The organism is Paenibacillus sp. TAF43_2, from assembly GCF_052113545.1.
GTDB lineage: Bacteria > Bacillota > Bacilli > Paenibacillales > Paenibacillaceae > Pristimantibacillus.
On the sequence record NZ_JBFRDK010000045.1, the window covers coordinates 1 to 18,725 of the forward strand.

General features: G+C 43.2%; 13 protein-coding genes. 11 read left to right on the forward strand and 2 right to left on the reverse strand.

The genetic code is table 11. The features are described 5' to 3' along the window. From AB4Z17_RS12610 to AB4Z17_RS12660, 11 genes are all read left to right on the forward strand, one after another. Positions 1–678 (forward strand): carbohydrate ABC transporter permease (locus tag AB4Z17_RS12610; RefSeq protein ID WP_441960036.1); only part of this gene is annotated, 678 nt, incomplete at its 5' end. A 120-nt stretch (positions 679–798) separates the two neighbouring features. Next, positions 799–2,508: an ABC transporter substrate-binding protein gene (locus tag AB4Z17_RS12615; RefSeq protein ID WP_441960037.1), complete on the forward strand. Its 1,710-nt coding sequence runs from the start codon at positions 799–801 to the stop codon at positions 2,506–2,508. A 27-nt stretch (positions 2,509–2,535) separates the two neighbouring features. Continuing rightward, on the forward strand, positions 2,536–3,957 hold the full coding sequence (locus AB4Z17_RS12620; RefSeq protein ID WP_441960039.1) for an alpha-L-fucosidase: 1,422 nt from the start codon (positions 2,536–2,538) through the stop codon (positions 3,955–3,957). 144 nt (positions 3,958–4,101) lie between these two features. Beyond that, complete coding sequence (locus AB4Z17_RS12625) at positions 4,102–5,052, forward strand: carbohydrate ABC transporter permease (protein WP_441960041.1); 951 nt, start codon at positions 4,102–4,104, stop codon at positions 5,050–5,052. Beyond that, positions 5,049–5,888 (forward strand): carbohydrate ABC transporter permease, encoded by an 840-nt coding sequence (locus AB4Z17_RS12630; protein ID WP_441960043.1) that lies wholly within the window; start codon positions 5,049–5,051, stop codon positions 5,886–5,888. The genes AB4Z17_RS12625 and AB4Z17_RS12630 overlap by 4 nt, the downstream gene beginning before the upstream one ends. 55 nt (positions 5,889–5,943) lie before the next feature. Next, positions 5,944–7,674 (forward strand): cache domain-containing sensor histidine kinase, encoded by a 1,731-nt coding sequence (locus AB4Z17_RS12635; protein WP_441960045.1) that lies wholly within the window; start codon positions 5,944–5,946, stop codon positions 7,672–7,674. Between the two features lie 12 nt (positions 7,675–7,686). Next, positions 7,687–9,345 carry a response regulator transcription factor gene (locus AB4Z17_RS12640; protein WP_441960047.1) on the forward strand — a complete coding sequence of 553 codons (1,659 nt, stop codon included), beginning with the start codon at positions 7,687–7,689 and terminating at the stop codon, positions 9,343–9,345. A gap of 100 nt (positions 9,346–9,445) precedes the next feature. Beyond that, complete coding sequence (locus AB4Z17_RS12645; RefSeq protein WP_441960049.1) at positions 9,446–10,759, forward strand: ABC transporter substrate-binding protein; 1,314 nt, start codon at positions 9,446–9,448, stop codon at positions 10,757–10,759. 137 nt (positions 10,760–10,896) lie between these two features. After that, positions 10,897–14,496 (forward strand): hypothetical protein, encoded by a 3,600-nt coding sequence (locus AB4Z17_RS12650; protein WP_441960050.1) that lies wholly within the window; start codon positions 10,897–10,899, stop codon positions 14,494–14,496. A gap of 42 nt (positions 14,497–14,538) precedes the next feature. Further along, complete coding sequence (locus AB4Z17_RS12655) at positions 14,539–15,585, forward strand: glycoside hydrolase family 88/105 protein (RefSeq protein ID WP_441960052.1); 1,047 nt, start codon at positions 14,539–14,541, stop codon at positions 15,583–15,585. 210 nt (positions 15,586–15,795) lie between these two features. After that, positions 15,796–17,256, forward strand: coding sequence for a multi antimicrobial extrusion protein MatE (locus tag AB4Z17_RS12660; RefSeq protein WP_441960053.1), 1,461 nt, complete (start codon positions 15,796–15,798; stop codon positions 17,254–17,256). Positions 17,257–17,539: 283 nt separating this feature from the next. Here the strand turns inward: AB4Z17_RS12660 and AB4Z17_RS12665 are convergent, their stop codons facing one another. Both AB4Z17_RS12665 and AB4Z17_RS12670 read right to left on the reverse strand, forming a co-directional pair. Next, on the reverse strand, positions 17,540–18,493 hold the full coding sequence (locus AB4Z17_RS12665) for a hypothetical protein (protein WP_441960055.1): 954 nt from the start codon (positions 18,491–18,493) through the stop codon (positions 17,540–17,542). Then, the gene (locus AB4Z17_RS12670) at positions 18,490–18,645 is read right to left on the reverse strand and encodes a hypothetical protein (protein WP_179089849.1); all 156 of its coding nucleotides are present in this window, start codon (positions 18,643–18,645) and stop codon (positions 18,490–18,492) included. Before AB4Z17_RS12670 ends, AB4Z17_RS12665 begins: the two co-directional genes overlap by 4 nt. Positions 18,646–18,725 lie beyond the last annotated feature (80 nt).

Below are 18,725 nucleotides of genomic sequence, written 5' to 3' on the forward strand. Positions count from 1 at the left end.
ATCGGCACTGGATTTATGAATTCATTGTTCTATACGGCAGTCGGGACGATCATTAATGTTATTCTGACGGTCATGCTTGCTTATCCGTTAGCGAGGAAAACGTTCTATGGAAGAAATTTTTTCATGGTTCTTCTTGTTATCACGATGATGTTTGAGGGCGGGCTGATTCCGTATTATTTGGTCGTCAAACAACTGCATCTGCTGGATACAAGATGGGCTATGATTTTGCCGGGAGCTCTTGCCGTATTTCAAGTCATCATAGCACGAACCTTCTTCCAGACCAGTATTCCTGAGGAGCTGTCCGAGGCGGCGGACCTCGATGGCTGCAGCGACATTCGGTTTATTTTCAGCATCGTACTCCCGCTCTCGAAGCCAATCTTAGCCGTTATGATGCTGATGTATGCGGTAGGACATTGGAATGCGTATTTTGATGCACTCATATTTCTGCGATCCCAGGAATTGTTTCCCCTGCAAATCGTATTGCGTAATATTCTAATTTTAAATACGGTGGATGCGTCGATGATCTCCAATGCGAATCAGATGCTTGCTCAGCAGGGACTAAAGGATTTATTGAAATATTCATTGATTGTTGTTGCAAGCGGACCTGTACTCATCATCTATCCTTTTGTTCAGAAATATTTTGTGAAAGGCGTCATGATCGGTTCCTTGAAGGGGTGAGTAGGAGGATTCTTTTGGAGGGGGGATGGGTTGCCTTTGGGGCCGAGGCAATCATTCAATAACAAACGTTACAGCATGCTGCTAGGAGTGACTAGGATATCACAAGGAGGAGTCGGTTTTATGAGAAAAGGATGGAAAAAATCCAGTGCAATCTTAATGTGTGTCGTACTTAGTTGTGTTATTGTTCTAGCTGCTTGCAGCAAGGATACGGGGAAATCCGGCAATGGCAAAACAGAGGAAACAAGGCAAAAAGAAACAAATGCTGTGCAAGAGGATCTTTTTACAGCTGTAGGTACGTATCCCATTGTGAATAAGCAGATGACGCTTAAGATGTTTGCTCCTCAGCTTCCTACGATCGAGAACATGGAGACGAATACGTACACGAAGTTTTTGGAGGAAAAAACGAACATTAAGATTGCATGGGATCTCGTTCCAAGCAATGCGCTTGAGGACCGCAAACAGCYGATGCTCGCAAGCGGTGATTATCCGGAAGTCATTTTGCAAGCTAATCTGACAAGAGAAGAGCAAATGAAGTATGGGAAACAAGGCGTATTCCTTCCTTTGAATGAATTAATCGATAAGTACGCTCCTAATATAAAAAAAGCTCTAGCAGATATTCCATATATGAAGTCGTCAATTACAGCTCCAGATGGAAACATCTATGCGCTGCCGCAAATCAATGAATGCTACCACTGCGATAATGCTTTGAAGCTTTGGATCAACAAGGCTTGGCTTGACAAGCTTGGGCTCCAGCTGCCTACAACAACGGAGGAGTTCTATCAGGTCATGAAGGCATTTAAGGAACAAGATCCGAACGGAAACGGAAAGAAGGATGAGCTTCCGCTTACAGGGTCCGATGAAATGTGGGCTGGCAACGTGTCCGCTTTCTTGATGAATGCGTTTATAGTAGATGATTATACCGAGAAAAATGCTGGTACCTTCTTATCAGTTAAAGATAACAAAGTCGACTTTGTAGCTAACAAGGATGAATGGAAGCAAGGGCTTGAATACTTGAACAAGCTGTACAAGGAAGGGTTGATCGACCCGGCAGCCTTCACGCAAAATGCGGATGCGATTCAACAGCTGGCGAACCGCGAGCCGGATAACATTATGGGAGCTGTGACAACCGCGCTGATAAGCTATGGCTATAATATGTCGGAAACACAGCCTAGGCACAAGGATTATGTGACGCTGCCTCCGCTGAAAGGACCAAGTGGCGTACAGCAGACGCTTAATTTCGCAGGCATTAGCAAATCGCAATTTGCAATTACGAATAAGGCGACCGCAGATCAGCAGATCGCTGCGATCAGACTTGCCGATTATTTGTACACGGAGGAAGCAATTGTGCTGCAAGAGAATGGCCCTGAAGGTCAAGGCTGGCGCAAGGCAGAGGACGGCGAATTAGATATTGATGGCAAGCAGGCTAAGTATGCTTATATTCAACGGGAGAGCAAGCAAACGCATAACGATGGCTGGGAGCAAATTGGCCCTTCACTTCGTACCTATGCATACCGTTCCTCTTGGATGGCTATTCAGGACCCGCTAGCAGACGGTGGATACGGAACACGTTTGAATACGGAATCGAAAAAATATGAATCATTCCATTCCAAAGAAATGTATCCAAACGGCGTATTCATTGCGCAGGATGATGCGGAAATCGCTGCTCAGCTCAAAACAACGATTATTGATTATACCAAATCCAATATGGCACAGTTTATTACGGGCTCCAAAGACATCAGCAAGGAATGGGATGCTTATGTAAAAGGCTTTGACGGCTTGCAGCTTGGCAAATACATTGAAATTTATCAAAATGCATTGGGCAATTCTTAGTAACCGAATGGAGGAGGCTTTGCAGCAATGAGCGAACTATCCAGTGATAACGTGCTAGAAGAAACAGAAGAGCAAGAGCTTCATGAAGGTGTGCATAATTTTAGCAGCGAGCGTGATTGGATACGGCCTGATAATCCAGTTACGCTTGAGCGATTGGAATGGTTTAAGGATCAGAAGCTCGCACTTATGATGCACTGGGGACCTTATTCCCAGCTAGGAGTAGTAGAGTCTTGGGCGCTAAGCGACGAGGATCAGGATTGGTCGCGTGAAGGCATTGACTGGGAGAAGGATGGCGAAACATTCAAGCAGCAATATTTTGATTTAAATAAGACGTTTAATCCAATTCGCTTTCAGCCAGACGTATGGGCAGATCTAGCGGAGGAAGGAGGCTTCAAATACCTCGTTTTTACGACGAAGCATCATGATGGATATTGCATGTGGGACACAAAAACGACGGATTATCGCATCACTGATGAACAGACACCGTTTCATACGCATAAATATGCCGATATTTGCCGTCATGTATTTGATGCATTCCGCGCGAGAGGATTGTCTATCGCCGCCTATTTCTCGAAAGCAGATTGGCATACGCCTTATTACTGGGCTCCGGATATGGAACGCAGCCTTACCAATACGCGGCGTGGGCCTACTTACGACCCGCAGGAGCATCCAGAGCTGTGGAACAAGTTTGTCGCGTTTACCCACGAGCAGATTACGGAGTTATTGACGCAGTATGGTCGAATAGATGTGCTATGGCTTGACGCCGGCTGGGTAAAGCCGCTTCGGAGCGGTCAGGACATTCGCCTTGGCGAGATTGTGGAGAAGGCAAGGGAGCAGCAGCCATGGCTGCTCTCAGCAGATCGCACGGTAGGCGGACCGTATGAAAACTATGTTACCCCTGAGCAGACCATTCCGACCGAGGCGATGAACATCCCTTGGGAGAGCTGCATTACGATGGGGACGTCCTTCTCTTTCCGATATGAAGATAAATACAAACCGACGCGCCAAATTGTGAAGATTTTGCTTGAGGTTGTAGCTAAGGGCGGCAATCTTGCGTTAAATGTAGCTCCGCAGCCTGATGGCAGGCTTCCCGAAGGAGCTATCCAGCGCATGAAGGAACTTGGCGCTTGGCTGAAGGTGAACGGAGAAGCGATTTATGGTACTCGCATTTGCGCGCCTTACTATACAGGCAGTCAAGCTTTTACGCAAAAAGGAGATAATGTTTATTGTGCCAACCACTATCCATCAGCTGATACCGTAGTTTCAGAGATGGTCTTTATTCCTTATGAAGGCTTGCTGGAGTCGATTGAGCTGCTCGGAATGCAAGGAAAGCTGAACTGGACACATGAGAAAGAAGGGATTTCCGTGCATCTGCCTGAAGCTGCCATGAAGGGACCTGCACCAATTGCGCATGTGTTTCGGATGTTGAGGAAAATAACGGAGATCTAACAAGTAAGCAAAGCATGCTGCTCCCACAGCATGCTTTTTTTTATWTATTGAAATGTGGTCGATATTTAAACTTTATTGCTCTTTAGTAGTATACAAACGAACTCTCCCATTCCCTATACTTGAAGCAACAGGGAGGTGTACGGTATGAAGACAAGTGAGCTCCACATACCTAATGTACAGATGAAATCAGGAAAGAAAATAAAAAGATGGGAAACACCGTATATTGGCTATTTATTTATGGCTCCTTGGTTAATTGGCTTGTTTGTATTTATATTATGGCCAATGGGGTCATCGCTCTACTATTCCTTCACGGATTTCTCATTGCTTGATGAACCGACAAATGTGGGAATGGATAATTACAAACAAATCGTGCTTGAGGATGATAAATTTCTACAATCGCTGAAGGTGACGCTTCAATTCGTCGTGTTTTCTGTGCCGTTGAAGTTAATCTTTGCCCTGTTAGTCGCCATGCTGCTTCGCAAAGAAATTAAAGGCATGTCGTATTATCGGACGCTTATTTATTTTCCCTCGCTCATAGGCACAAGTATTGCAGTATCTATCCTATGGAGGCAAATATTTGGACAGGATGGCTTTATTAATCATTTCTTAAGCTATTTCAACATCTCAGGAAAATCTTGGATTGGCGATCCGGATTCTGCGCTTTGGACTTTGATTATATTGGCGGTATGGCAATTTGGATCAACGATGATAATCTTTTTGGCTGGATTGAAACAAATTCCGACCGATCTCTATGAGGCTTCATCTGTAGACGGAGCAACGAAGTTTAGGCAGTTCTTCTCTATCACACTTCCAATGCTGTCACCGATTTTATTGTTCAATTTAGTCCTTGCAACGATTCAGTCGTTTCAAATGTTTACACAAGCCTTCATTATAACGAAAGGCGGGCCGGCTAATTCAACTTATATGTATGCATTGTATCTATACGAGCGAGCATTTGATCAGCTGCAAATGGGATATGCCTCGGCTCTCGCTTGGATATTGCTTATTGTCATAGGAGCCGCAACGGCACTCATTTTTGCATCATCTAGATATTGGGTATTTTATGAATCAGAAACAGGGAGGAAACAGAAATGACCTCAAAAATATCAATTAGACATATCGGCATCCTGCTCTTCTCCGTTTTGATGATTTATCCTGTTTTGTGGTGGCTTGGAGCATCATTGAAGCCAGACAGTGAAATGACGCTGCCAGGGCTGTTTCCGAAAAAGATTGTTTTGGAGAACTTCATCGATGGTTGGAGTGCAATCCCCAAGTTTACATTTAGCCATTTCTACTTCAACACATTTTCATTGGTACTGATCCTAATCGTTTTGTCTCTCGTTTCTTGCAGCATTACGGCGTTTGCACTAGCTCGATTGGATTTTCCTTTGCGCAAGGTATGGCTTGGTATTCTTCTCGTAACGATGATGCTGCCTGGTCAAGTAACGCTCATACCGCAGTATACGATGTTTCATTCCATGAACATGATCAATACGTATTGGCCATTCATAATTCCCCATTTATTAGCCGGAGGTGTTGGGGGTTCATTCTTCGTATATTTGCTCGTTCAGTTTATGAGAGGAATACCGAGAGAGCTTGATGAGTCTGCCAAAATAGATGGATGCAGCTGGATCGGCATTTACTTAAGAATTATGCTTCCGCTTATACGGCCTGCCTTGGTTACGACAGCACTTTATTGCTTCTTATGGAATTGGGACGATTTCTTCGGCCATTTGATTTATATTAATTCCGTACGCCATTATACGGTCGGGCTCGCAATTAAGCTGTTTGTAGATACGCAGTCTGGTGAAGGATCATGGGGGCAGCTGCTCGCGATGTCGCTCGTCTCTATTGTGCCTTCCACTGTATTTTTCTTTGCGGTGCAGAAACAATTTGTCGAGGGCATTGCTGCTGGTGCCATCAAAGGTTAATATTAAAAAGCTACAGATTCTGTAGCTTTTTTGTTCATGTAGGAGGCGCGTCTGGATGAAAAATCCATTTAAAAAGTTCGGTATCGATTGGCTGCTCTTTGGCGGCTTTGCTTTGCTTATTTTCATTTTAGTCTCGGTTATGACTTGGCTTAATTCTAGCATTACGACACGGGATTCTGTGCAAAGCGTATCCTTTTATCAGCAAAAGCTGCTTAATCGGATGGGGGACGAGATAAACAATCAAATTAACTTTATCGAGCAAATGGCTTCGACCGCGGCGGTGAATAATGACTTGCAGCAGTTTTTATTTTCCCAACAGTCGGATGTTCTTCGATTCCAAGATATGAAAAGCACTTTCTCCAATAGCGTATATACCTCGTCCTTTATTAAATCGATTTATTTATATATTGAAGAGCCGAAGCTGATAACGGATATTTATAGTCCGGTACAAATTTTCGATCTCGAGCTTTTGGAGAAAGAACCATGGTATCCGCTGCTCAGCAGCAAACCGCAAGCATGGGTGTCAGAGCATCCTGTTCAAACCTATTTGAAGAATAAGACGAGAATGATTAGCTTTATGAAAAAGATCGTAACGGATTCCGGACAGTTTTATGGCGTCATTATGCTGAATGCAAGTGTATCCGGTATACAGGAAACAATGACTAGCGAATCGGAGGATGTCAGCCGGCTATTAATTGATGATCAAGGTAGGCTCATTACATCGATTGGGAGTCGTAGCGAGTCCTTTTATGCGAACCATTATAAGCAGTTAATTAAAAAAATGAAAGGTCAAAGTGGATATCAGCGCATTCCATTTCAGAACGATCAGGATCAGTTGATGGTATGGTCCAAGTTCGATAAATCCGGCTGGTCTATTATTGAGCTTACACCTTGGGATCAAGTGACAGAAAGCAGCGTAAAAAGTGTGCAGGTATCGCTCTACATCGGATGTATTGCATTAATGGTTGCGATAATTTTTGCATTGTTTATGTCCAGAGGCTTTACAAAGCCGCTGCGTTTATTAATTACTAGAATGAATCGATTCTCGCTCGAAAAGTCAGCAGTTCAACTGCCTTCTGACTACAGCAATGAGTTTGGCTCACTGTTTCAAGGATATACGAATCTTCAAGAACGAATTGTGGAGCTCTACTCGTCGTTAGAGGACCAATATAGGTTGCGTCAAGAAGTTGAAGTGAAAGCGCTTCAAGCGATGATTAATCCGCATTTTCTTTATAATACGCTTGATCAAATCAATTGGATGGCGATTCAAGCGGAACAGTCTGATATTAGTAAAGCAATTTCTTTGCTAGGGAGAATGTTTCGGATTGGTCTCTCTAATGGAGAGAGCTTGATTCGTATATCGGAAGAGATTTTGTATACAGAGAGCTATTTGTCTATTCAACAAATTCGATGGGGTGACCATCTGCAGGTCGAATTCGATATTGATGAGGAGTGCACTGATTATTATGTACCGAAGCTGACGCTGCAGCCATTCCTCGAAAATTCTATTATTCATGGTTTTAATGGAAGAAGGCACGGCATTATTCGGATCAGCCTGCATCGAGAAGAGCAGCATATTCGAATTCGAATTGTCGATAACGGCCGCGGTCTCCAACAGGGCTGGAATCAACGTGTTTCCAGAACCTCTGGCGGCTATGGAGTCAAAAATGTAAAAGAGAGAATTGCTTCATTATACGGGGAATCCTATGGAGTTGAAATGCAAGACGTGAAAGATGGCGGAACACAGGTTGATATTCAATTGCCTATTCTAGAGAGCAAGTCATGACAGGGGGACAGAATGATGTGGAGAATGGTTGTCATAGATGATGATTTTCATATTTTACAAGGTTTTAAGAAGGCGCTTGATTGGGGAAAGCTTGGAATTGAATGGGTAGGAGAGGCGGAGAATGGACTAGACGGGTATGAGCTTATTGCCCGAGAGAAGCCGGATATCGTTCTTACTGATATTTATATGCCGCAATTAAATGGACTGGAAATGATTGAGAGATTGCGTTCAGAAGGGAATGAAGCAAAATATATTGTGCTCAGCGGCTATTCTGATTTTGAATATGCGCGCAAAGCGCTGCGATTGAATGTATCCGATTACTTGAGCAAGCCAATCACGCTGGATGATTTGAAGAAGGTGCTTGGCAGAGCTTTGGAGGAATTAAACGAACAGTTTGAAAACAGCCAAGAGCTGGCATTGCTTTCAAATAAAATGTCTATGTATGAACCATTTGTTGAGAAACAATGGCTGAAAGCACTCATCTCAGGCTCCACTGACCCGGTTATTTACTCGCAAATTCCTGTAGCATTTGAAAAGTGGGACGAGCAAAGGCATATCGTAATGGCGGTTGAGCTGCTGCGAACCTCCAGAATCAGAGATGTCAGCATGCAGGATTGGCATTTATTTCGGTTTGGGATCGGAAACATTATGAATGAGCTTTTGGCGGAGCATTGGCCAGATTCCCAATTAATTGAAATCCAGAGCAGCCATATGATGATTGTTCTTMACGGCTCAAAAGAATTATCAGAGAATGCTTTAATCGAGCAGATTACGGCAATCGGGCTTGAAATGATCCGTTGTATGGATACCTACTTGAATCTTCAAGTGAATATCGGCGTAGGCAGTTCAAAATTATTATGGAAGGAAATTTCCATATCTACAGAAGAAGCCTTTCAAGTGCTGGCAACCGAGCAGAGTCTCTCAAACAGCGTTCGGTTTTATAATCAGATGAAGGCAGCATGCAGGGAAGGCAGTATGAATCTTGAGCATTTAGAGACAGGACCGGTGAAGTTTTTCCGAATGCTGACCGATTCCTTGCGATATATGCAGATGGATCAAGCTCGTCAAACGATTAAGGACTTTTTCATTCAATTTGAAAATGTCGCTCTGGATTACTCTTATGCTCGCAACTTGGGAATGCAGCTGTGGGCTGTCATGGGGTATGCGATGAACGATGTAGATGCCTCGATACAAGACATGTATCAAATGATTGATATCCAGCAGGAGATGGACAACATCAGTCGATTTGATCAATTGGAAGCTTGGCTGCTTGGTAAGCTGGAGCAGTTATACAGCAATCGGACGATGAACGAGAACCCGCGCCATAAGGAAGCGGTTGAATTTATGATTCAATATATTCATGAGCATTATGCGGAGGATATTACACTTGAAACACTGGCTAATAAAATTTTTATTTCGCGGAACTATTTAAATAAAATTTTCAAAAAAACGACCGGCGAGACTTTTATGAACTACTTGATCCGAGTAAGGATGGAAAAGGCGGAGTTTCTGCTTCTGCAAGGGAAATGGATGATCTATGAAGTAGCCGAACAGGTGGGGTACTCTATTCCTTCTTATTTCAGCACTGTTTTCAAGAAGCACACAGGTAAAAATCCGAGTGATTTGATTAAAGAGAGAGATTCAGCCGCCCACGATGTGTGCGATATTTAACTAGAATGATTCATTTGTTATATACTCGTTCAAATGTAATCGCTCTATACTTACTTTGAGAACAAGCAATATTAACTCATAGAAGAGAAGAGGGTTATCGATGAAAAAGAAATGGTTCAAAACGCTTACAGGCGCTGTGCTGGTTGCTTCGCTCGTTTCACTAACTGCTTGCGGGGCAGCAGGTGAAAATAAACCAAACCAATCGGAAGGTTCTGAAGTAAAGGGCACAGATAAGCCGATTACTTTACGAATTGTTTGGTGGGGTTCTCAAACGAGGCATGAAGCCACACAAAAAGCATTGGACTTGTATACGGAGAAACATCCGAACATTCAGTTTGAGCCGGAGTTTTCAGGTTTTGACGGTTATTTCCAAAAGCTTTCCACGCAAGCGGCTGCACGCAACGCGGCTGATATTATCCAAATGGATGCTGCATACCTAGCTGAATATGCTGGGCGCAGTCAATTAGCAGATTTAAGCCAAGGCATCAATTTGGACGATGTGGATAAAACACTTCTAGATTCTGGGAATTATACAGGCAAGCAATTTGCAATTCCGCTCGGCAACAACGCAATGGGGATGGGCTATAACAAAGCGATCGTTGACAGCCTAGGAATTAAAGGGCCAAGTGATGGCTGGATTTGGGATGATTATTTCCAATTCGGCATCGATGCGAAAGCTAAGCTCGGAGCAGATAAATATGCATTATACAATTCTTTAAACGATCTTTTTAGTTATGATATGTACCAATTGAGTAAAGGCAAGGGTTACTCGGTAACACAAGAAGGCAAGTTCAATATTGATAAAGATACTTGGCTGGAATGGGCAAACAAGCACATTGAGTTGATTAAATCAGGTGTTATCCTGCCGCCGGATCAATGGGCAACTGATAAAATTGGTGATCCTGCTCAAGACATCGTTATCAATGGCAAATCACTCATTCGTCGTACCTTTGCCTCTGAATTTCCAGGTTTAGCTAATAATATGGATGAAGCGGGATTGGTAACAAGTCCAAAAGGCAGCGGTTATTTGAAGCCATCGATGTTCTGGAGTGTTAGCGCTGATTCCAAATACGTGGAAGAGAGTAAAAAGTTTATTGATTGGTTTATCAATGATGCAGAAGTAGCTGAAATTCTTGGAACAACAAGAGGTATTCCCGTTTCGAAAAAAGTGTTGGCAGCAATGGAGTCTAAGTTCACTCCAATTGATAAAGCACAAGTGGATCTCATAAATAAAACGGCTCCAAATGCACAGCCGTTTAATCCTGGGGCCATTGGCTGGGGCAACTTCCAAAAGGATTATGGAAGCATCGTTGATTTGTTGTCCTTTGGAAAAAGTACACCAGAAAAAACGTTCGAGGAAATTGTTAAAAAAGCAAGCGAATATGAGAAGAATGCTTCCAAAATCGCGAAATAATGAATCAAAAAGCAGGTTGTTGTCAACCTGCTTTTTAATACCAACCCAGCGAATGCAAAGATATGAAATTAAAAATAACTCATCCTATAACCGTAATGCGAAAGCGCTGTCAAATCTATCTCAAGTTGGAGGCTGGTATGATGCTGCGACCGAAAAAGACTTTACAGAAGATGGTTTGTTTTGTTGTGATATTGAGTTTAATCATTCAAGGGAATAGCTATGCTGCAACAGATTACACACATGGAAAAATACCCATTAAGGAAATTTATCCAACCCAGCAAAGTGTTATGAATAATCTTACAACGCAAAAGGATAAGCTGCTTGCTGGTCAACAGCCAGACGGAAACTTCGAAGATTTTCCTCATAATACTAATATTGTACGAAACTGGAATTTTGAGTCTGGCGAAAGTTTGCCGACTAATTGGACGGCATCAACGCTTGCCGGATTTCCAGAGCTTACTTACATTAAAGATAACTTAGCAGCCGCTTTAGCTGGAAAGCGGTTTGTACAAATTAAAGCTAGCTCGGCAGCAGATGAAGGGGCATGGAAAACAAGCCTAGCAGGAGTACTGCCAGGCCAAAACTATTATTTTAGCGTCTATTACAAAATGAATACGATGCAAGAGGACGCTAAAGTCACAGCGAAAATATCATTCCTTGATGCCTCAAATCAGTCCGTTGCAGAGAGTGTATATTTTAATGGAGAAGATGATGCTGAGGCATGGACGGAGCTTAAGGGAGATGTAGAGATTCCGGCGAATGCTGTGAATATAGACCATGTCAATATTGAGCTTAAGCTGTCTCATGCAGCAGGCACGGTTTATTTTGATGCTGCGCGGCTCATGAACCGTAAGATTGTTGCGAATAAAGAGGGCCCGAAGGAAACGGGTTTTGAGAAAGCAATGATCGACACAAATAATAATTATGCTGTGCCGTGGCGACTCGTTTCTGATAGCGGAAATGCTAGTTTTTCCATTGATTCTACCGTTGCAAAGCTAGGTACAAAAAGCGCCAAAATTACAGCAAATACGGCTTCTAAGGCAGCATGGGCACAAGATGTTAATCTATCGCAGAAAACGTTTAATATTTCTACTTGGTACAAAACGGATCAGCTCACTTCCTCAGATATGGGTGTCGGTATCGGTATACGATTCAAGGATGCGAATAACGCGGATATAGCACCAGAGGTATTTGTACAAGGAAGTACAGGAACAAATGACTGGGCGCGGCTTGCTGGTCAGTTTACTGTTCCAGCATCGGTTGCCGAGGATCATGTGGAAATTTCACTTTATCTTTACAATGGGACGGGGACAGTCTGGTTCGATGAATTGCAAGTGGAATATGCGAATGTGCTCAGCAATGCAAGCTTTGAGTCAACGGCAAATGGCAGTGAACCGGATGGATGGAAATACACTGCGCCGGAAGGCAGCGCAAAGCCGATGAAAATATATGATACGACTGGCACAAATGCGAGCATCGGCATTAGCTCGACAAGTTCAACAGGCAGAGCTTATTGGTATCAGCAATATACGGGAACATATCGAGAGGGCGATGGACGGGTTTTTAAAGCGAAATACAAGACTTCAGATGCATTTGTCTCAGATTCTGCTCAGACCAATTATGGTGTCATGCTTCGTATTAATTTTTTGAAGGCAGATAACACAAATGCAGGTCCATCCGTATATGAGGATGCTCCGCCGTCCACCTCTTGGAAAGAAATTAGCACCGTTTTCAGTGTACCAACAGGTACTGCCAAGATTGAAGTTAATTTAGGGTCATGGTATTCCAGCGGGACGGTGTGGTTTGACGATGCAGAGCTAATTACACCAAGGCAAGGTGGAGATATGACCGACAATACGATTGGCGGTGCTGCACTTTTAACCTATTGGTGGAATCAGAATGGCAAAGCTGATGCGGATGTTCAGAAGGCTGCTCAGAAAGCGATTGATTTCTATATTAATAAAAGAACGTATACGATCGATAACCCGGATAAAACCTATTTAAATATAGTAAACAGTGGCGAGTACTACAACCGTTTTTATATTGATGGTGAAGGCGATGCAATCGGGGATTACCCGACAACGGCATGGGCACTCAACTCGATTGGCCAAATTCTTAAATATGGCGCCGAAATCGGGCAACCACAGCTCATTACGAATGAACAAAAAACAAAGCTTGAGGCGATTGCAAGATCACTTTGGAGATGGCTGACGAGGGTATCTGTATATAATCCGCAAAATGCAGATAACCAAGCGATTGGCGCTGTGGTTGGCGGGCTAACTTTAGGCATAGCATTAGCAGATTCAACACTGCAGGCGGAGGTTATCGCTTATTACAATTCGGGTGTGGATGGTACAAATAATCCGATGTCCAATCCGGGTAATGGCGGGGCATTTGGCGGCGTAAGAAATGATCGTATCCTTGTGAACGGACATATGATTTTTGATGAAAAAGAAAAATTCGATCCGCATTACGGTTTTTATGCACTATCTTTTTTATCTGATCTTTATTCACTCGTTGATGATAAGTCCTCCAATTTCTATTTAGATGGTGTTGAAATGGCAGCCTACATTGATGAGCGTCTTTCGGAGAACGGCTGGCTCTACTATGGCTCAAGACATGATGAATCCGATGGCGATGAAGGCAATGTCACTTATTACGGCAACAATGTGTTCAGCCATGAGACAGGTTATGATCTTGGCAGGCTGCTCGCGGTTAAAGTGAATTTCGAGGATGATAACTACACGACTGAGGTTATTGGTCATAGGGCCCATTCCAATATTGAAATGCACCATCATTTCAAGAGCTGGAACGGCAGCAAACCAAGCCATAATACAGAATTCAGTCTCAGCAAAAATAACGTTTCTGTTTATTTTAATCAATCAGGAACAAATTTGGCTACGCCTCAAGCCATTTCCGTTCAAGGGACAGCATTTACTGAAGCCGTTGCAGCGGGAAGCCGGGGAGAAGGACTGTACTACAAGGACACAAACAACGCATGGAATTTTCTTGTTAACTCCGCATCAGGTAAAAATGCATATGCCAGCACTGCAAATTATCAGGTACGCAAAGTAGAAAAAACAAATTCAGCGTTATCTAATACACGTTATGAATATTGGATTACCAATGGCGATTCGCTTTATAACATCATGGCTGTAAAGTTTAATGCCAATGTATCATTTAAAGCATTAAACCATTTGGTGGGCATGCCGTACATGTCCAGCACCAAACGCATTATGAATGTATCAAATGGAACACAAACGCTCGATTTGTCACAAAACAGCGGCTCTATCCAAGGAACGGAATTAGTAATGGATGGGTTGAGTTTGAAAGGCTGGCCGAATCTGAGCATGGAAAACAATACAGATACTGCTAATTTCGCGTTCAATGTGCCGGGGAATTATTACAAAACGATTGAAAAACTGCGCGAAAACCCGGATTTAAAAAGCAAAGCAAACTTTACATGGGGCAATATAAAAAATACCGACAGATTGAATGTGAATCTGATCGACAGCGTTTCGAATGTATCCTATTTAAATGGAGACTGGGTCGTAATGGTGATGAAATATGGTCCAAGCGGCAGTACGGAGGGCTTCACCGTCACGCCTTCTTATGTAAATGCCAGTAAGAAAACATTAAGCAATATTATTGTTGAAGACAATAATATGAAGTTCAATTTAACTTGGCCGAATGCAGCCTTTACGGATAAACAAAGCTTACAAACAATAACTTTCTAATGTTATAGCAAGAAAGAAGCAGTGGAAGAGGAGAGAAATAGAATGAGTGGATCACCATTGAATTTAAAAATGATAAAAATAAAAGCAGAGCTCATCTACGAGTATATGACGAATGATTCCTCGCTAGAGTGGGGGATGGACATTGGACATTGGGACTGGGTTCCAGGTGTTGGTGTTATCTCTATCTTGCGTTATTATGAGCGGACAAATGATCCAAAGATAATGGAATATTTAATAAACTGGACTCGAGCTCATCGAGATAAGTCAGAGCATGTCAAGGTCATTAATGGCATGGCTCCATACGCAATTTATCCTGCGCTTTATCGGTATACTGGCGATCCATATTACTTGGATGCTGCGAAGCAGATCGGAAATTGGATGCTGGTTGAGGCTCCGCGTACAAGGGAAGGAGCTTTTGAGCATACCGTTACCGAAAAAGCTGCATTTCCTGAGCAGGTGTGGGCAGATACGATATTTATGGCTGTATTATTTCTCGCTCGCCTTGCTAAGCAAACGCGCAATACGGCTTATGCGGAAGAGGCGCTCAATCAGACGAGGCTCCATCTTAGGCTTTTACAGGATCAGGATACAGGCGTATTATTTCATGGCTGGAATTGTGCCGAAGGAAATCACATGTCAGCAGCAAGGTGGACTCGCGCCAATGCTTGGGTTGCTGTTGGCGTTCCTGAAATCTTGAGTGAATTGGAAGGATGGGCCGAGATTCCTGCGGATATCGTTCAAAGCTATCAACGCCTCATAGAGGGATTAGTCAAATACCAAGCTGCAAACGGACTATGGCATACCGTTATGGATCAAAGCAGCTTTTATTTTGAAGCATCAGGCAGCGCAGGTATAGCTTGTGGGATCATTCGAGGAATCAATCAAGGCTTGCTGGATGAGAGCTTGCGTCCTTATGCCATTCGCAGTACGGAAGCACTGATAGATCACACGTATGATAATGGTCAGGTGCTTAGCATATCTGGCGGTACGCCAGTCATGCCAACGATTCAGGCATACAATGACATTGAACTCATAACTACTTTATATGGGCAAGGATTGGCTCTTATGCTGTTTAGTGAATGGTTATAATGATAGGGGAAAAGCTGTTTTTCGGTGAAGCTGCCGAATTCAGCTTTTTTTCGGTTTTCTCCAAAAATATTAATAAACCTTCATTTTTCAGAGAGCTGGAATTCATAAAAGTTCTCATGATTGCTTCTTTTAACCAAAAAAGAAGGTGAATCGGGAAGAAATACCAGTTATACTTAAAAAGTGCGTTTCACATGAATCAAACATGATTCGATGACGATAACGGAATCTGCTCTTGAGACGTTTGAAAGTTCAAATACGTTCGGCGGCTGCTTCTCGGTATCTTTTCCGGGAGGAGGACGCCTACACTTTTTTACGATATGGCAAGGAGAAGCAGCTATGAACCTATCATTATCAGAGCCACAGAAGCAAGCAGTGAGTATGAAAAAGCTTTGGTCTTTCTTTCTCCCGTTAGGCATTTCGGCAAGCTTAGTTACGATTTCACATGTCATTATCAACAGTACCTTAAGCCGAGCGGCTAACCCTGAGAGCATCATAGCCAGCTATGCCRTTGCGATGAGCTTGCTTGCTATTACAGAGAGGCCAGCCGTGCTGCTGCGGCAAACCTGCTCCACACTCGTTCGCGACAAACGCTCGTTTAAATCGACGCTTACCGTGGCACAGCTTGTGTTTGCCAGCATTATGCTATTAGGTTTTATAATCAGCTATACCCCGGTTGGAACGCTTATTTTCAAGGGAGTGTTCGGGGTAAGTGAAGACAATGTCCATGATGTTATTCGTGTGTACAAGGTACTGATGTTCGTAAGCTTGTTCTCTGGCATTCGTTGTCTCTACCATGGGGTCATTATTTACAATCTGCGGACGAAATGGTTAACCATTGGCATGGCGATTAGATTGGCAGGAATGTATGCGCTCTCGCTTTATTTTATACATACAGGCGTTACCAGCGGGGTTGTTGGAGCGATTATTTTCTTATTCGGCATGATAATCGAAGCGGCTGTCAGCTATTCAGAAGGACGTTTACTGGTGCGCAAAATGCCCGAAAAGCTGGACAATCACCCTGTTGAAAACAAGCATCATGTATTTTCTTTTTACCGGCCCTTACTGTTATCCTCGTTTATATCCGTATGGATCGGACCGGCGATTAATGCGATGCTGGGGAAAACATGGGATGCGCAGCTAGCCATTTCATCGTTTGCTATTGCGGCTAGTCTAGTTATGCTTCTCAGCAGCTTTTTCAGTTATTTTCATCAAATTGTGATTAACTTTTATCGTGTCGATCCTTTAGCTGTCCAAAAGTTTATTTTAATGCTAGGTTTTATTCCTGCTATATTAATGGGATTGATAGCATATACACCCGCAGGTGTATTTTTACTAGAGCATGTGATCGGCGTTCATGGACGGCTGCAAGCTGAGAGCATACGAGTGCTGCAAGCCTTTGTGTTGTTCGCGCTCGTTATGCCTTGGCTCGATGTCATGAATGGACTCGTGTTTGTGAGAGGGCAAACGAAGCTGATCTTTGGTTCTCAAATTGCCAATCTCAGCTTTACCTTCATCACACTTCTAATCGGCATTGGGCTCGCGCCAGAATGGAACGGGACGATTGGGGCATGGGCACAATCGATCGGCATGACGGCAGAGCTCCTCTTCGTAGCGCTGGCGCTGAAATTTGTTAAACAGCCTGATCCTGTGCCAATGGGTAAACGTGGATAGATTCACCCTGCAATATTCGAAATCGACTCATTAATCGACGAGGAGAATGATCATGGAAGGAATATGGCTTTGCTGTAGCCTTGGGATTTTGAAGGGAACACTTGGAGTATGGTTATTCCTTTAAAGAAAACAGTGTCTGAGCATAGCTGAGAACAAGCTTTGATTTTTGCCTAAAGACTCTAATCATTCATTCACATAAAAAAGGCAAACGATCACTTTTGTTAAAGTGACTGTTTGCCTTTATTCATTATTTCTCTAATTTGATCATTTCGTTTCGATCTGCTTACAGGTCTGTTTCCTTGCTCGTACGCTTGAAATCCTCGTCCCATTTGTAACGTTCATTATAGATTTCCATTACTTCTTGATATAAAGGGCTGGCTCCTGCGTGCGGACTGCTTTGAAGCATTTGATAAAGCCGCAAGAAACGGTCTTTAGGAAGCTTTCGTGCATAGCGCATCAGCAAATAGGGATAGAGCGTGATGTATCGCTTCATCCTAACTGCCGCACCGGCAACACCAACGAGAATGCTCTCGCCATGCTCCATTTTCAAAATCTGCGCCTCATGAAGCAGTACATAACGGAATGTATTTTCTTTCAGCAAATCTCTTCTGATTTTGGCAAGCTCGCCAATATATTCAACGAGATCGGGATTAAAATGGTCCATTAACAAGGGGTCCAGCATCAGATCCATATCCTTGCGCAAAACAAAGGATTGAAGCAGCAAAATTTGCTCCAGTCGAAGCTGGTCGGTATGGACGAGCGCGCCAATTTCACGCAGCATTTCAAACGCAAGCGGTTTATCGCCGCTATGGAACACTTGAATAGCTGTTTCTCGGTCATTTACTAGACCTGCAGAGAGGGTATATGCCTCTTTTTGAAATATTTTTTGCAGCTGCAGGAGCAAAAGTGCAGGGGTCGACCGCTTCTGCAACGTCCATAATAGAGCGACTAGCAGCATTCCTCCAGCAACAATCAAAGTGGAATGCATTGCTGATTCGCTCATTGCAAATCCGACAATGATAATAAACAATGCAAAAAACCGCTCTTTCCACATCTTAAGCTTCAGCTTATAGGCTGCCTGAGCTTCAACATTTTTCAGGGCAAATTTGCCGCACACGGGGCACTGCGCATCACCTAGTACTGTAAAGTGGTTGCATCTTCGGCAAATTTTAAGTTTATTATAAGGATAGCGTGTTTTAATATAAGGGTTAAGTAGTACCGGCAGCTTCTTCATCATTCGCGATCACGCTGCCCGCTGCTTTTTAGTATGGAAAGGACAAGCTTGCTCAGCTGTTCTGGAGAAGGCGCCCGTCTCCGCTGTGCACGATAGCTCATTGCTTTGATGATGACAAAAAGAAACAATAGTCCAAGACAAACGTAGGTAACCATATCCTATTCCTTTCTTACAATAAAAGTGATTTAACAAAATCTATCAGGTATACTTATTTTGTAGTATATCATCATACTGG

Excerpts from the sequence above, each read along its gene's own strand:
- AB4Z17_RS12620 (WP_441960039.1), top strand. The coding sequence starts at position 2,536 with ATGAGCGAACTATCCAGTGATAACGTGCTAGAAGAAACAGAAGAGCAA.
- AB4Z17_RS12625 (WP_441960041.1), top strand. The coding sequence starts at position 4,102 with ATGAAGACAAGTGAGCTCCACATACCTAATGTACAGATGAAATCAGGA.
- AB4Z17_RS12630 (WP_441960043.1), top strand. The coding sequence starts at position 5,049 with ATGACCTCAAAAATATCAATTAGACATATCGGCATCCTGCTCTTCTCC.
- AB4Z17_RS12635 (WP_441960045.1), top strand. The coding sequence starts at position 5,944 with ATGAAAAATCCATTTAAAAAGTTCGGTATCGATTGGCTGCTCTTTGGC.
- AB4Z17_RS12645 (WP_441960049.1), top strand. The coding sequence starts at position 9,446 with ATGAAAAAGAAATGGTTCAAAACGCTTACAGGCGCTGTGCTGGTTGCT.
- AB4Z17_RS12650 (WP_441960050.1), top strand. The coding sequence starts at position 10,897 with ATGATGCTGCGACCGAAAAAGACTTTACAGAAGATGGTTTGTTTTGTT.
- AB4Z17_RS12655 (WP_441960052.1), top strand. The coding sequence starts at position 14,539 with ATGAGTGGATCACCATTGAATTTAAAAATGATAAAAATAAAAGCAGAG.
- AB4Z17_RS12665 (WP_441960055.1), bottom strand. The coding sequence starts at position 18,493 with ATGATGAAGAAGCTGCCGGTACTACTTAACCCTTATATTAAAACACGC.
- AB4Z17_RS12670 (WP_179089849.1), bottom strand. The coding sequence starts at position 18,645 with ATGGTTACCTACGTTTGTCTTGGACTATTGTTTCTTTTTGTCATCATC.